The sequence below is a fragment of the Zoogloea sp. genome (genome assembly GCF_017302315.1).
Lineage (GTDB): Bacteria > Pseudomonadota > Gammaproteobacteria > Burkholderiales > Rhodocyclaceae > Zoogloea.
This window is the reverse complement of the sequence record NZ_JAFLDT010000098.1, coordinates 1-13317: the sequence shown is the minus strand read 5'-3', so window position 1 is coordinate 13317 and position 13317 is coordinate 1. Positions and strand designations below refer to the sequence as shown.

The 13317-nt window shown below is 69.3% G+C and carries 14 protein-coding genes; 3 read left to right on the top strand and 11 right to left on the bottom strand.

Annotated features, from left to right (window positions below):
• On the bottom strand, positions 1-1484 hold a 1484-nt coding region (locus tag J0L98_RS19260; RefSeq protein ID WP_296413562.1), incomplete at its 3' end, for an ATP-binding cassette domain-containing protein.
• Positions 1485-1563: 79 nt separating this feature from the next.
• Between J0L98_RS19260 and J0L98_RS19255 the strand changes: the two genes are divergently transcribed.
• Positions 1564-2286: a hypothetical protein gene (locus tag J0L98_RS19255; protein ID WP_296413560.1), complete on the top strand. Its 723-nt coding sequence runs from the start codon at positions 1564-1566 to the stop codon at positions 2284-2286.
• 4 nt (positions 2287-2290) lie between these two features.
• On the opposite strand, the gene J0L98_RS19250 is transcribed toward J0L98_RS19255, so the two are convergent.
• Positions 2291-2908 (bottom strand): 2-hydroxychromene-2-carboxylate isomerase, encoded by a 618-nt coding sequence (locus tag J0L98_RS19250; RefSeq protein WP_296413558.1) that lies wholly within the window; start codon positions 2906-2908, stop codon positions 2291-2293.
• A 30-nt stretch (positions 2909-2938) separates the two neighbouring features.
• The gene (locus J0L98_RS19245) at positions 2939-3283 is read right to left on the bottom strand and encodes a DUF2917 domain-containing protein (protein ID WP_296413557.1); all 345 of its coding nucleotides are present in this window, start codon (positions 3281-3283) and stop codon (positions 2939-2941) included.
• A 123-nt stretch (positions 3284-3406) separates the two neighbouring features.
• Between J0L98_RS19245 and J0L98_RS19240 the strand changes: the two genes are divergently transcribed.
• The gene (locus tag J0L98_RS19240) at positions 3407-4351 is read left to right on the top strand and encodes a LysR substrate-binding domain-containing protein (RefSeq protein WP_296413555.1); all 945 of its coding nucleotides are present in this window, start codon (positions 3407-3409) and stop codon (positions 4349-4351) included.
• Here the strand turns inward: J0L98_RS19240 and J0L98_RS19235 are convergent.
• The gene (locus J0L98_RS19235; RefSeq protein ID WP_296413554.1) at positions 4348-5937 is read right to left on the bottom strand and encodes a hypothetical protein; all 1590 of its coding nucleotides are present in this window, start codon (positions 5935-5937) and stop codon (positions 4348-4350) included. The genes J0L98_RS19240 and J0L98_RS19235 overlap by 4 nt on opposite strands.
• Positions 5938-6248: 311 nt before the next feature.
• Here J0L98_RS19235 and J0L98_RS19230 point away from each other — a divergent pair, with 311 nt between their 5' ends.
• On the top strand, positions 6249-6995 hold the full coding sequence (locus tag J0L98_RS19230) for a hypothetical protein (RefSeq protein WP_296413553.1): 747 nt from the start codon (positions 6249-6251) through the stop codon (positions 6993-6995).
• A gap of 15 nt (positions 6996-7010) precedes the next feature.
• Here J0L98_RS19230 and J0L98_RS19225 read toward each other — a convergent pair whose 3' ends face one another.
• The 7 genes from J0L98_RS19225 to J0L98_RS19195 form a co-directional block, all read right to left on the bottom strand.
• Positions 7011-8549 (bottom strand): cryptochrome/photolyase family protein, encoded by a 1539-nt coding sequence (locus J0L98_RS19225; protein WP_296413552.1) that lies wholly within the window; start codon positions 8547-8549, stop codon positions 7011-7013.
• Positions 8546-8710, bottom strand: coding sequence for a DUF2256 domain-containing protein (locus J0L98_RS19220; protein WP_296413551.1), 165 nt, complete (start codon positions 8708-8710; stop codon positions 8546-8548). The genes J0L98_RS19225 and J0L98_RS19220 overlap by 4 nt, the downstream gene beginning before the upstream one ends.
• A 333-nt stretch (positions 8711-9043) precedes the next feature.
• The gene (locus J0L98_RS19215) at positions 9044-10621 is read right to left on the bottom strand and encodes an FAD-binding domain-containing protein (RefSeq protein ID WP_296413550.1); all 1578 of its coding nucleotides are present in this window, start codon (positions 10619-10621) and stop codon (positions 9044-9046) included.
• Positions 10618-11742, bottom strand: a complete 1125-nt coding sequence (locus J0L98_RS19210; protein WP_296413548.1) for an FAD-binding domain-containing protein — start codon at positions 11740-11742, stop codon at positions 10618-10620. Before J0L98_RS19210 ends, J0L98_RS19215 begins: the two co-directional genes overlap by 4 nt.
• 81 nt (positions 11743-11823) lie before the next feature.
• Positions 11824-12345: a PepSY domain-containing protein gene (locus tag J0L98_RS19205; RefSeq protein WP_296413546.1), complete on the bottom strand. Its 522-nt coding sequence runs from the start codon at positions 12343-12345 to the stop codon at positions 11824-11826.
• A 76-nt stretch (positions 12346-12421) separates the two neighbouring features.
• Positions 12422-12670: a GlsB/YeaQ/YmgE family stress response membrane protein gene (locus J0L98_RS19200; protein ID WP_296413545.1), complete on the bottom strand. Its 249-nt coding sequence runs from the start codon at positions 12668-12670 to the stop codon at positions 12422-12424.
• An 86-nt stretch (positions 12671-12756) separates the two neighbouring features.
• Positions 12757-13317: NAD(P)/FAD-dependent oxidoreductase (locus J0L98_RS19195; RefSeq protein WP_296413544.1), on the bottom strand; the 561-nt coding region annotated here is incomplete at its 5' end.

Genomic DNA, 13317 nt, shown 5'->3' with positions numbered 1-13317 from the left:
TCGCAGGTGGCGCGCAGCAGGGCGCGGTCGTGGGATACGATGACCATGCCGCCCTCGTAGTCCTGCAGCGCCAGGGTCAGGGCGTGGCGCATCTCCAGGTCCAGGTGGTTGGTGGGTTCATCGAGCAGCAGCAGCTTGGGCTTGTGCCAGATCAGCAGGGCCAGGGCCAGGCGGGATTTCTCGCCGCCAGAGAACGGAGCGCAGGGCGCCGTGGCCATGTCCCCGTGAAAATCGAAGCCGCCCAGGTAGTTGCGCAGCTCCTGTTCGCGGGTCTGGGGGTCGAGGCGCAGCATGTGCTGCAGCGCCGACTCCTCCGGGCGCAGGCTCTCCAGGGCGTGCTGGGCAAAGTAGCCGATCTCCAGCCCCTTGCCTTCCCGGCGCACCCCGGCGGTGGGCTTCAGGCCACCTGAAAGCAGCTTGATCAGGGTCGATTTGCCGGCGCCGTTGCGGCCCAGCAGGCCGACCCGTTCGCCCGGGCGGAGGGTGAGCTTCATGTCCGTCAGGATGGGCCTGTCGGCGTAGCCGGCGGCGGCGTCCTCGATCTGCAGCAGCGGGTCGGGGGCCTGACCGCAGTCCCGGAAACTGAAGGTGAAGGGGGTGTCGATGTGGGCGGCGGCGATCAGCTCCATGCGCTCCAGGGCCTTGATGCGGCTCTGGGCCTGGCGGGCCTTGGTGGCCTTGGCGCGGAAGCGGTCCACGTACTTCTGCAGATGGGCGCGCTCGCGCTGTTGCTTCTCGAACATCGCCTGCTGCTGCGACAGGCGCTCGGCCCGCTGGCGCTCGAAGTCGGAGTAGCCGCCGGCATAGAGGGTCAGGCGTTGGCCCTCGATGTGGGCGATCTGATTCACCACCGCATCGAGGAAGTCCCGGTCGTGGGAGATCAGTACCAGGGTGCCCCGGTAATCGGTGAGCCACTGCTCCAGCCAGATCACCGCGTCCAGGTCGAGGTGGTTGGTGGGCTCGTCGAGCAGCAGCAGGTCGGAGCGGCACATCAGGGCCTGGGCCAGGTTGAGGCGCATGCGCCAGCCGCCCGAGAAATCGGCCACCGGGCGCTCCAGATCGGTGGCGGCGAAGCCCAGCCCGTCGAGCAGGGCCGCGGCGCGGGCGCGGGCGGCATAGCCGCCGATCTCCTGCAGGCGGCCGTGGAGGTGGCCGATCTCCTCGCCGTCGTGGGCCGCCTCGGCGCGTTCCAGGGCGGCTTCGATGCGGCGCAGTTCGGTGTCGCCGTCGAGCACATAGTCGATGGCCGGGCAGGCCAGGGCCGGCGTCTCCTGGGCCACATGGGCGATGGTCCATGAGGCTGGCATCTCCAGGTCGCCGGCGTCCTGGTGGAGTTCGCCCCGCAAGAGGCCGAACAGGCTGGACTTGCCACAGCCATTGGCGCCGGTGAGGCCGACTTTCCAACCGGGGTGGATCTGCAGGCTGACGCCTTCGATGAGGGTCTTGACGCCCCGGGCGAGGCGGAGGGAGCGAAACTGGATCACGGCAGCAGGACGGGGAGGAAACCGGGCGGTAAATCCGGTATTGTAAGCGGTCCAAAAGCCTTCAGCCCTGCCCAGTCCCATGCGTCTGTATCCCCTGCCCCTTCTGTCCGCCTGTCTGCCCTCCCTGGTGTTTGTGGTCCTGAGTGTTGGCCCCGTGCACGCCCAGGAGGCGGTGGCGCCATCCGACCCCGCTGCCGAACTGGCCCGCGCCGAAAAGCTCAAGAGCGAGGCGGCGGGCCTGCGCAGTGCTGCCGACGCCCGTTTCAACGCGGACGAGATCGCCTGCTACGAGCGCTTCCTGGTGAATCGCTGCATCGATGAGGCCCGGGCGCGCCGGGTGGCGGACGTGCGCAAGGCGCGGGAGATGGACAACGAGGCCGGGCGCATCGAGCTGGCCGAGAAGAACCGCCGCTTCGAGGAGCGTCAGGCGGATGCAGCCCGCGAGGCGCCCGCCAAGGCGGTCGAGCGGGCCGAGCAGGAGGCCCGCAATCGGGCCGACAGCGAATCCCGGCTGCGCCAGTTTTCCGAGAAGGATGCGGCCCGGGTCAAACGGGAGCAGGACGGCAAGAGTCAGGCCATGGAGGCCGCCGCCGACCGCAATCGCAAGGACGCCGCCGATGCCCGCCGCCGCGCCGCCGAAGCCCGGGCTGCGGAAAACCGCGCCGAACAGGCCACCAGCGACCGGGCCGACTACGAAGCGCGCGCACGCAAGGCCGCCGAGAAAAAGGCCGAGAAGGCCCGCAAGGCTGCATCCGGCAGCAAGCCATCGGGCGCCGACGCCACACCGCTGCTCGGCAAATAGGCGTTCAGGGTGTTGCCACGTCCGTCTTTCTTACCCATTCCAGCGCGTCCTCCAGCCGGTCGTTGCCCCAGAATAGTTCCCCGTCCGGGGTAACGAAGCTGGGGGCGCCGAATAGCCCGATCTCGCCGGCCCTTTCGGTTTGCCGGCGCAGGGCCTGTTTGTTCTCGGGGCTTTCGGCCCGGGCCAGGATCGCGTCCACCGGCAGTTCGAGGGATGTCAGGATGGCGCGGATCACCTCGACATCGGCGATTTCCCGGTCTTCGGCGAAGTTGGCGCCCATCACGGCGCGGCAGAAGGCGGGCATCCAGGCTTCATCCGCCCCGGCCAGGGCCACCCGTGCGGCAAGCAGGCCGTTGCGCGGGAAGCGTGAGGGCACCTTCAGGGGCAGGCCATAGCGGCTGGCCAGCCGGGCCAGGTCGCGCCACATGTAGCGCCCCTTCGGTGGGTAGATATTGAAGGGAGAGTCGTTCCACCCCAGGGACAGGAACACCGGCCCGAGCAGGAAGGGGCGCCACTGCAGGGTCACCCCCGCCGCCCGGGCGAGGGGTTCGATGCGCATCACGCTCAGGTAAGAGTAGGAACTGGCGAACTCGAACCAGAATTCCAGTGTCTGTTTGCTCATGGCGGCTCCGCGGCAGGGCACGATTTCAGTCTAGCACTCGTGCATGGAACCGCCCGCCAGTCGCCGTGCCGCACTGTGCCAGCGGGGGCCGATCAACCTGGCCAGCCGGGCGCCGAAGCCGAGCCTGACGGGGCGGGGTGCTTCCCCGGGGAAGATCTGCAGCACTGCGCCGTGGTGGGCGGTCATCACCACGGTGCCCGGGCCATCGATGCGAAAGCTGTCGCCGGCGTGGAGGACGAGATCCCGGGGGTCGCCGTAACGGGTGAGCCACACGCAGCCGGACGTACAGGCCACGAGGGTGCCGACGCTTTCCGGAAGCACCGTCGAGGCGTGGCCTTCGAGGCGCACCTGGCGGGGGGTTGAATGCTCGGTCATGATCGTCTCCTGGTCCGCACAGGATGCGTGGTACGCATTACGATGGCGGGTGTGGCTGCAGTATTGGCCTGAAAATAAGCCTTCACAAACGGATATTCGGTATGAAAAGGATGCGTTTTTCTCATGGATGATCCGCTCCTGCGCCTGCCGCCCCTGGATCCCTTGCGGGGTTTTGTTGCCGCCGCCGGCAGCCTCAGCTTCACCCGGGCGGCCACCCAGCTATGCCTGACCCAGTCGGCCGTGAGCCGTCAGATCCAGAGCCTGGAGGAGGCCCTGGGCGTCAGTCTGTTCGTGCGCGGTACGCGGGCACTCTCGCTGACGCCCGACGGCGAGCGCCTTTACCGTTTGGCCAGCGTGTGGTTGCGCGACTATGGCGATCTGGCGGCGAGCCTGCGGGCGGATCAAGTGCGTCCGCCGGTCACGATTACTGCCAGCCTGGGCATCACCGCCCTGTGGTTGCTGCCCCATTTGCGTGAATTCCAGGCGCGTCACCCGGAGATCGACGTGCGTCTGGCGAGTTGCAACCGGGTGGTGGACCTGCGCCGGGAGGGCGTGGACCTGGCCTTGCGCCACTGTCTCGACGGGGATGCGCCGCCGGGCAGCGTGCGTCTGTTCGGCGAGACCGTCTTTCCGGTGGCCAGCCCGGCCCTGGGGCTTAGCGAACTGACCCGGGAGAACCTGCCCACGGTGGTGCTGATGAACTACGACGATCCGAATTTTCCCTGGCTGGCTTGGGCTGACTGGCTGGCCGCCTGCGGGCTGGAGGGGGTGCGACCGCGGGCAGTGCTGCATTTCAACCATTACGACCAGCTCATCCAGGCCGCCGTGGCCGGCCAGGGCGTGGCCATCGGGCGGGCAGAACTGCTCTCGGATCTCATCGCCGCAGGGCGGCTCCAGCCCATCGGTGCAAACCGGCGAACACTGGACGAGCGGGGTTACTGGCTGATCGGTGCCAACGACACGCCGCGGGCGGATGTGGCCTGCTTCATGCTCTGGGTGAGCGAGGCGGCCGCCGTCACCCGCCGGGCCGCGGAGAGCCTCATCGGCCCGCTCTCAGGGGGCCGCTAGGGCCGCGGGGCGGGCAGCAACTCTGCCGCCCGCAGCAGGGCGGCAAACAGGGTTTCGGTCTCGGTGGCGCTGCCCTTGTCGAAGCGGACAATGACCGGCAGGCGTGGCATCAGGGCCGCCACCTGGGTGACCACAGCCTCGCTGTCCACCACCAGCACTACCCGGTTGGCGAGCAGGCGTTCATTCAGTTGCTTCAGTTCGAACTCGCAGCCGCCCCGCGCCGGGGTCAGGCCGCGCAAGTCCATCAGAATCACATCGGCCCGGTCCATCAGCTCCACCACGGTGGCCTTCCAGGTGTCATCGCGGCAACAGAACTCATTGACCCGATAGCGCCCGTCCGGGTCCGGCGTCTGGTCGAGGGTGGCCAGACCGGTGTTCAGGTCGGCCCGGCTGGTCACGAAACTGCTCGCCAGGCGCCCGCCGGCAAAACGCAGGAAGTCCCCCGGGTCGATGGTGCGGGCCATCACGTCAGGGGCGGCGATCATGGTCACCGGGCCAAACAGGCGCCAGCGGGCGCCGACCCGGTCGAACAGCTTCTCGGTACGGGCCGTGTAGCCGAAGACACGGAGCAGGAGCAGGGTTCGGCGGGGCGGCCGGCCGTGCTGCCCGACGGCGCGGGCCAGCAGTACACCGTTCAGCCACGGGAAGACCGCATAGGCCGCAACGCAGCCGGTGAGGACCCGTAGCCAGCGATCCGGTGCGGCGTTGATCAGTTCCAGCGCCAGGGCAGCGCAAAACAACAGCCACCAGGTGCGGGCCAGCAACTGGGCATCGGAGAAGCGCTTGGCCTGATATGCGCCGGCCAGCCCCTGCAGGCGCCACCAGCCCAGCAGGGCGGCCGGGAGGGCGAGGGCCATGAAGACCGCGTTGAGGCCGATATCCAGCAGGAGGCGGCTGCCGTCCGGTGTGGTGGCAAGCCACGCCGATGCCCGCGAACCCAGCAGGGGAGCAAGCCCGAACAGCAGCAGACCGGCGAAGGTGATGGGGGCCACGCCGCGGATGCGCGCGTGGCCCGTCAGCACGATCAGCGTCAAGGGGAAGGGCAGCCACACGGCCGCGAAATGGAAGAAGGTGAAGAAGTTCAGCAACTGGTCGAGGCTGGGCCGCCCGCCCATGAAAGGCCGCTGCAGCATGGACAGCCCGGTGCCGAGCACGGCGCAGGCAATGAGCACCCCCAGGCCCAGCCCCGCCGCCTGCCGGAAACGCAAGGCCAGGCTGACCGCAATCATCGGCACCGCGGCAAGCAGCAGGCTGCCGCCCACCAGCATGACATGGGCAGGCGTGTGGGGCAGATTGCCCACATGGAGCTGCAGCACGGCCAGCCCCAGGGCCGGCACGGCCACGCTGCCCAGGTAGGCCAGGGCGATCCGTCGCCGGGCCTGCCTCTCCCAGGCCAGCCCCGCCGCCGGTGGCTGTGGCATGACCGTGCGGGCCGGAACCACCGCCGGTAGGCTGAGGGCCTGACCGCTGCTGCTGCCCATGCCGGCCAGCACGTCCACCCGGTAGCGCCACAGCACCCCGGAGGCCACCAGGGCGGTCAGCACGACGGTATTGAGGAAGTGGAAGATCAGTTCGCCGGGAGACATGGTGGGCGGTCGGAATGTGGATGTACGGCTGCTATCATCCCACCGGGGCGACACCCCGAACAGGAGGGCCAATGATCCTTGAAACCTCAGTTGACCGCTTATCTCTCCTTGATCAGCCGGATGGACACAGGCCTTGGTGCCGTCAAGGCGACTCACCTGATGGGTGACGGTGCTACACGGCCGCCGGCACGCCCGGTCGGGTGCCCGGCTTTGTCGCTCCTTCTCGCAGGCATACGCCTGCCGCGTCGTCGCTTCGCGCCGGCCATCCCGCCCGGACGCACCGTCGACCACGTCCAACCAAGGTTTCAAGGATGATTTCCGAGCAGATCCGGGCGGCCGTCCGCTTCACCCTCATCACCCTCGCCCTGGCGGGCACCTACCTGCTCCTGCAGCACGGCTGGATGGCCCTCGGCGGGTTGGGGGCGGACTGGTGGCAGGCCCGCCAGAACGCCGCCCTGGTGGATGACGCCCAGGTGCTCGCCGCCCGCTCCCGCGAGGCCGAGGCGCGCCTGCCGCCCCAGCGTCGGGTCGATGCCTTTCGGCTGGGCCAGCAGATGGGCTTCCTGGCCGAGTACCTGGGCAGTCATGCCCTGTCCGATGCGGCCGCGCGTGCCCAGGCCGAAGCCCGTGCCGCGCCCCTTGCCGCCCAGGCCGAAACCCTGGCCGACGCGCTTGGCGTTGCGTCGGCGGCGTGGCCCGCGGTGAGCACCGCCGACGAGTTCGCCCGCCTCCAGGCGCGTTTCGAAGACGACGAGACCGGCCTCGGCGGGCGCATCGAACGCGTTCTCTCGCCCCGCCATCGGGAGATCTACCTGCTGGGTGTGCATGCGGGCATCAACCGGGCGGTGGTCCAGACCAGCGGCGGCGCCCGCTTCAATGGCCCGAGTGCCTCCTTCCTGGTGCGTCACGCGACCCTCGCCGGTCTGCCGCCCGCCTGGTGGGAGGCCCTTTCCCGGGCGCCCGAAGGTGCCACCCCGGAGGCCCGGGAGGCCCGCTTCATCAGCGCCATCGAGGCCCTGGATGCAGCGCTTGCGGCGCCGGCCAGTGCCCGGCCCTGAGCCCTTTCTCCGACGCTAAAGCTTGTCGAGTCCGTCCGCCAGCACGGCAGCGTGGCTGCGCATGGTGGCCCGCTCCATTTCGCTCATCCGCTCCAGGGGTTTGAGCATCAGGGTGCAGCGGGGGTTGGCGGCCAGCATGTCGGCGTGCCGGTCGAGAAAATCCCAGTAGAAGGTGCTGACCGGGCAGGCCCGGGGGCCGGTCTTCATGTCCGGGCTGTAGCTGCATCCGCCGCAGTAGTTGCTCATGCGCTTGATGTAGGCGCCGCTGGCCACGTAGGGCTTGCTGGTGAAGCGGCCGCCGTTGGCATACAGGGCCATGCCCGCCACGTTGGGCAGCTCCACCCATTCCACCGCATCCACATACACCGCCAGAAACCAGCCGGCCACGGCCTGGGGCGACAGCCCGGCCAGCAGCGCAAAGTTGCCGGTCACCATGAGGCGCTGGATGTGGTGGGCATAGCCGTGGTCCAGGGTCTGGCGGATCACCTGGCGCTGGCAGTTCATGCGCGTTTCGCCGGTCCAGAACCAGGCGGGCAGGGGGCGGGTGTGGCCGAAGTGGTTGGCCGCGCCCATGGCCGGCTGGTCACGCCAATACACTCCGCGGATGAACTCCCGCCAGCCGAGGATCTGGCGGATGAAGCCCTCCACCGCGGGCAGGGGCGCCTGCCCTGCCTGCCAGGCCTCCTCGGCGGCGCGGATCACTTCGCGCGGGTCGAGGAGCTTGAGGTTGAGGGCCGGGGCCAGCAGGCTGTGCCACAGGAAGGGGGCCTCGGTCCACATGGCGTCCTGGTGGGCGCCGAAGCCCGGCAGACGCTCGCGGATGAAGGCTGCCAGGGCCTGCAGGGCATCGGCCCGGGTGACCGGCCAGGCGAAGCTGTCCAGGCTGCCGGGGTGGTCGGGGAAGTGCTTCCTGACGGTGGCCAGCACGTCCAGGGTGATGGCGTCGGGGGCAAAACGGGGCGCTGCCGGCAGGGCACCCGGGCCGCTGCGGCCGAAGGACTGGCGATTGTCCTTGTCGAAGTTCCAGGTGCCGCCGGCCGGCGCCTTGCCATCCATCAACACCTGGTGGTGCTTGCGCATGGCGCGGTAGAAATGCTCCATCAGCAGTGTTTCCCGGTCGCCAGCCCAGCGCTGGAAGGCTGCCCGGCTGGCCAGAAAATGGGTGTCGGGGCGCAGGGCCACGGGTAGGCCCAGTTCGCGGCCGAGGGCCTGCAGGGCCTGCTCCAGGCGCCACTCGCCCGGCTCGCAAACGATCAGACCGGCCGGGTCGTGGCGTACCACGGCGGCGCGCCAGGCCTCTGCCAGGCTGTCGTGGGCGTGCTCGCCCAGGCGCAGGTAATCCACCGGCCAGCCCCGGGCTTCCAGCTCCGCCGCGAAATGGCGCATGGCCGACAGAAAGAGGGCGATGCGCGCCTTGTGGCTCCACACGTGCCCGGCTTCACCCGGCGCTTCCACCATCAGGATGCGGTCGCAGGCCGGGTCGAAGCCGGCGAGGGCGGGGTTGTCGTGGCTCAGTTGGTCGCCCAGCACGAGGACGAGATGGCGCAGGCTCATGGCCGCGCGGCCCGGCGACGGCAGGCGTCGGAGCAGTAGCGGACTTCCTCCCAGCAGCGCGCCCACTTGCGCCGCCAGCTCATGGGGCGGCCGCAGACTGCGCAGGGCTTGCTGGGCAGGGCCTGCTTGTTGCCGCGAAAGGCGGGGGTGGTGGTTTTCATGGGGTCAGAGGGTGTGAAGAAATCGTAGCGAGCGGTTCGAGTTCGCGCCGAGAAGCGCAACCGTACAAGGGTACGGTGAGCATCGCAGGGGCGACTTGTAGGGGCGACTTCAGTCGCCCACCCACGCGTCGATCACAGGCATGCCCTTGATCGACGTCCGCGGGCGACTGAAGTCGCCCCCACAGTCCCTCCAGCCGCCCTCAGCGCGTCCCATAAACCCCTTCAGCTTCACCCATCGGGTGATACCGCCAGTGGAGAGCAAACCAGCGTCAGTATTGGGTTTGCGTCTGGTTCGAGGAGGGCAACAGAGGAAAACAGGTTCATTCATCCCTCTCAGCCAAAGTCGAAGCCGAGTTGCGGACTGTCGGTGGGTGGGGATGGGCGGCGCGGGCGGGGCGTGCCTTCCCGGTGGGGGTTGCGGCTGCCGTGCTTCTCATACACGGCCCGGGACTCCCGGCGCACGGCGTCTTCCTTGCGCAGGCGCCACAGGGTGTCGCGGGCATGGCGGGCGGCGGCCTCGTGGTCCACCAGGGGCTCGGGGTAGTCGCGGCCGATCACCAGCCCCTGACGCCGCTGGAGCTCGGGCGGCATCTTCCATGGTTCGAACAGCCAGGCGTCGGGCAGGCGTTCCAGGGCCGGCAGCCAGCGGCGCACGAAGCGGCCGTCCGGGTCCTGGTCGCGGGCCTGCTTGACCGGGTTGTAGATGCGCAGGGTGTTGATGCCGGTGGTGCCGGACTGCATCTGGATCTGGGGGTAGTGGATGCCCGGTTCGTAGTCGAGGAACTCCCGGGCCAGGTGCAGGGCCGGCTTCTGCCAGGGCTGCCACAACTGGTAGCTGGAGAAGGCGATCAGCAGGGCGCGCATGCGGAAGTTGATCCAGCCCGTCTCCCGCAGCATGGCCATGCAGGCGTCGATGAGCGGAAAGCCGGTCTCGCCCCGGCGCCAGCGGGCCAGCCGATTGGCGTCGAAGCTGGCGTCGCGCAGGCCGGCAAAGGCGGGATGCATGTCCCGGCATTCCAGCTCGGGCTCGGACTCCAGCTTCTGGATGAAATGGCAGTGCCAGTGCAGGCGGCTTTCAAAGGACTTGAGCCCGGGCAGCTCGCCCCGGGGGCGCAGGTCCGGCGGCATGGCCTGCAGCTCGGTGCGGCGCCGCCACACCGCATGCACGATCTCGCGCACCGACACCGCACCGAAGGCCAGATAGGGTGACAGGCGCGAGCAGGCATCGCCGGCCGACAGGGGGCTGGACATGCCCCGGCGGTAATCCGGCAGGTGTTGATCGAAGAAATGACGCAGTAGCTGGCGGGCGTGGCTGCGCCCGCCATGCTGGCGTGCCGGATGATCGGGCAGGGTGTCCGGGTGCCAGGCCAGATGGCGGGGGGCGCCGCCGGGGGGCAGACGCAGGGGCGACAGGATAGGGCAGGGCGGGGGCTGCAGCGCCACCGGAGCCGCCAGGGGGGCGGGCGTCATGCGTTCCATCCACAGCCGGGACCAGGCATCCCGGTCGTGGAGCCTGCGCACCACGCCACCCGATGGCCACTCCTGCCATTCGACGCCGTGCTCCCGGCACCAGCGGGCCACGGCCCGGTCGCGGGCGTAGCTGGCCAGGTTGCCGGTCTCTTCATGGCTGCTCAGGCGGAAAGGCCCCAGGCGATCCCGCAGGGCCTGCAGCACCTCCACCGCCGTGCCCTGCCAGCGCTGCAGCGGGCTGCCCAGGGCCGCCAGGCGGGCCTCCAGCTCGGCCAGGCATTCTTGGATGAAACCCAGATGGCGGGGCGAGCTGTCGGCCTGGGCGATCAGGTCGGGCTCGAAGAGGTATACGGGCAGCACCGGGCCACGGCGGGCGGCGTCGTGCAGGGGGGCGTGGTCGGTGACCCGCAGGTCGCGCTTGAACCAGACAACGGTGATCATGCGTGCCAGCGCCGGTGGGGTGGGGGCTGGCCAGCGCTGGCCCAGAAGCGGCTGAAGGAGGGGCACAGCATGGCCGGATCGGGCAGCCAGCGAGGCGGTGGCGTGAGCGCGGCACCCAGATGGGCGAGGGCCTCCCGGTAATCCGGGTTGAGCGTGGCCTCGGCGCGGAAGCGGCCGTCGAGCTGCCGCAGATCGCCCACGAAAATCCGGTCGGTGACGGCGCGCAGGCGGGGCAGCACGAAGGCCCAGCGGGCCTCCGACCAGGGGAAGCGCCGGTGGAAGGGCAGGTGGATCACGCCGATGCGCAGCCCTTCGCCGGCGCGCAGGGCCCAGGGATGGACGAGGGTGGCGTCGGTGTCGGATGGCGGCAGGGTGAAGTCGTCGGCGCCGAGCAGGTGTGCCGGCGGGGCGCCCAGGCGGGTCGGTTCGGTGTGCCCTTCAGCCACATGGGTGACCGGGGCGAGCGCCTGCGGGCTGTGGGCCAGCGCCTCCAGCGTCGCGTAGCTCGCGTCCAGCGGCGTGCCCGGGCTGTGCCAGTCGGCCGGGGCGAAGCGCGCCACGTTGTCAGCGTTGAAGAGGTAGGGTTTGCTGCTGAAGGTCGCCGCCACCCATTGCCAGGACAGGTGGTTGGAGGCCAGGTCGCCGTCGAGCAGGTGGGCGTAGAGCCAGTCGGCGGCGAGGCGCCAATGGACCTTGCGGGCATGCACCACGTAGCTGGCCAGCCACAGGCGGGCATGGTTGTGGAGGGTGCCCGTGGCGTACAGGGTGGCCACGGCCCGGTCGATCACCGGAATGCCGGTGCGCCCTTCGCGGATGTCTGCCGGGAGCGTGTCGGCGTAGGGAACACCGGGCAGGCCGGGGCGGATGTCGGCCAGGATGCCGTCCCCCAGGTGGCCCCACACATGCTGGAAGAACGCCCGCCAGCCCAGCTGGAAGGCCAGCATGTCCTGGCCTGTCAGGCCGAAGCGGGCGATCAGCTCCGGGACCGGGATGCAACCGTGGGTGATCCACGGCGACAGCCCTGTGACGGCGCCCGCGACATGGTTACGGCTCTGCGCATAGGCGGCCGGGTCGACGGCGGAGAGTCGTGCTGCAAGAGGGGCGTCGTCGAAGTGGCGCACGGTGGGGCGTTGTCGGGAATGGCCGATGGACAGCCCCGCTCCGTGTGCAGTTCCCGGCCGGCCAAGCGGCCCGGCCGGTGTTTATTCCTTGCCGGACTGCCACAGCTCCCGGTTGGCTTCTACGATCTTGCCGCTGGTGGCATCCACCTCCACCTTCATCTCCTTGCCGTTCTTGCGGGCGATGTCGAACTCGTAGGAGGCCGAGCCGTCGGCTTCGATCTCGAATTCGGTTTCGACGATGGTGCCGGGGTACTTCTTCAGGGCGATGGCCTTGGCCTCTTCCAGGCTGATGCGGGCCTTCTCCTTGAACAGCGGGGAGTCGGCACTGACCACTTCCTGTTCGACTTCAGTGATCTTGCCGCTGCGGGCATCGCATTCCACATCCCAGGTCTTGTCGTTGCCTTCCACGTCGAACTCGAACACCGGGCGTCCGTTCTCGCGCTTGAGCTCAACCTTGACGATCTTGCCGGGATGTTGTTCGAGCACCACCTTCTCACAGCGCGCGTACTCGGACTTGAAGCGGGCAGGGGCCTCGATGGCAAGGGCGGACTGGGACAGGCCGAAGGTCGCCAGCAGCGTGGCGATGACGGGACGAAGCATCATGATGGGCTCCCGGAAAAAGCAAAGAAAAGGGCTGACGGCGCGTGCTGTCAGCCCGACATTGTAACGCCCCGGCGCCTCAGGACTTGCTGGACAGCTTGCCCGCCACCAGCAGCAGCACGACCGCGCCGACCACCGAACCGAGAAAACCTGCACCTTCGCCCGCCTGATACAGGCCGAGCGCCTGGCCGCCGTAAGTGGCGGCGATGGAGCCGCCGATGCCGAACAGGATGGTCTTGATCCAGCCCATGCTGTCGTCGCCGGGCTTCACGAAGCGGGCGACGAGGCCGACCAGCAGACCGATGAAGAGGGTGGAAATGATGCCCATGGCAAAGCCCCTGGAGAATGAGTGAGCCCTGACTCTAACCTCCGCCCGGTGCCGGCAACGTTACAAGCTGTGAATATCTGTGCCGCTCAGCGTCGTGCCAGCCACGCCAGCACGCCCTCGCCGGCCCGGCGGCCGGTGGCCAGGCAGGCGGTGAGCAGGTAGCCACCGGTGGGGGCTTCCCAGTCGAGCATCTCGCCGCTGCAGAAGACCCCCGGCACGGCGCGGATCATCAGGTCTGCGTCCAGCGCCTCGAAGCGCACCCCACCGGCGCTGCTGATGGCCTCGTCCAGGGGGCGTGGGGCCACCAGGGTGAGGGGCAGGGCCTTGATGGCTGCCGCCAGCCGGGCCGGGTCCGCCAGCACCGCCTCGGGCAGGCATTCCCGCAGCAGGGCCATGCGCACGCCTGCAAGGCCGACGCGGCTTTGCAGGTGGCTGGCGAGGGAGCGGGCACCCCGTGGGTGGGCCACCTCTGCCAGCACCCGTTCCGGGCTGCGGCCCGGCGCCAAGTCGATGAGCAGGGTGGCGCGGCCTTCCACCTTGATGCGCTCGCGGATCGCGGCCGACAGGGCATACACCAGGCTGCCCTCAATGCCGTCGTCGCTGATCATCGCCTCGCCGGGGCGCATCGGGGCCTCATCGCCCTGGAG

Coding starts and splice junctions, on each gene's coding strand:
- J0L98_RS19255 (WP_296413560.1), top strand. CDS start 1,564: ATGCGTCTGTATCCCCTGCCCCTTCTGTCCGCCTGTCTGCCCTCCCTG.
- J0L98_RS19250 (WP_296413558.1), bottom strand. CDS start 2,908: ATGAGCAAACAGACACTGGAATTCTGGTTCGAGTTCGCCAGTTCCTAC.
- J0L98_RS19245 (WP_296413557.1), bottom strand. CDS start 3,283: ATGACCGAGCATTCAACCCCCCGCCAGGTGCGCCTCGAAGGCCACGCC.
- J0L98_RS19240 (WP_296413555.1), top strand. CDS start 3,407: ATGGATGATCCGCTCCTGCGCCTGCCGCCCCTGGATCCCTTGCGGGGT.
- J0L98_RS19235 (WP_296413554.1), bottom strand. CDS start 5,937: ATGTCTCCCGGCGAACTGATCTTCCACTTCCTCAATACCGTCGTGCTG.
- J0L98_RS19230 (WP_296413553.1), top strand. CDS start 6,249: ATGATTTCCGAGCAGATCCGGGCGGCCGTCCGCTTCACCCTCATCACC.
- J0L98_RS19225 (WP_296413552.1), bottom strand. CDS start 8,549: ATGAGCCTGCGCCATCTCGTCCTCGTGCTGGGCGACCAACTGAGCCAC.
- J0L98_RS19220 (WP_296413551.1), bottom strand. CDS start 8,710: ATGAAAACCACCACCCCCGCCTTTCGCGGCAACAAGCAGGCCCTGCCC.
- J0L98_RS19215 (WP_296413550.1), bottom strand. CDS start 10,621: ATGATCACCGTTGTCTGGTTCAAGCGCGACCTGCGGGTCACCGACCAC.
- J0L98_RS19205 (WP_296413546.1), bottom strand. CDS start 12,345: ATGATGCTTCGTCCCGTCATCGCCACGCTGCTGGCGACCTTCGGCCTG.
- J0L98_RS19200 (WP_296413545.1), bottom strand. CDS start 12,670: ATGGGCATCATTTCCACCCTCTTCATCGGTCTGCTGGTCGGCCTCGTC.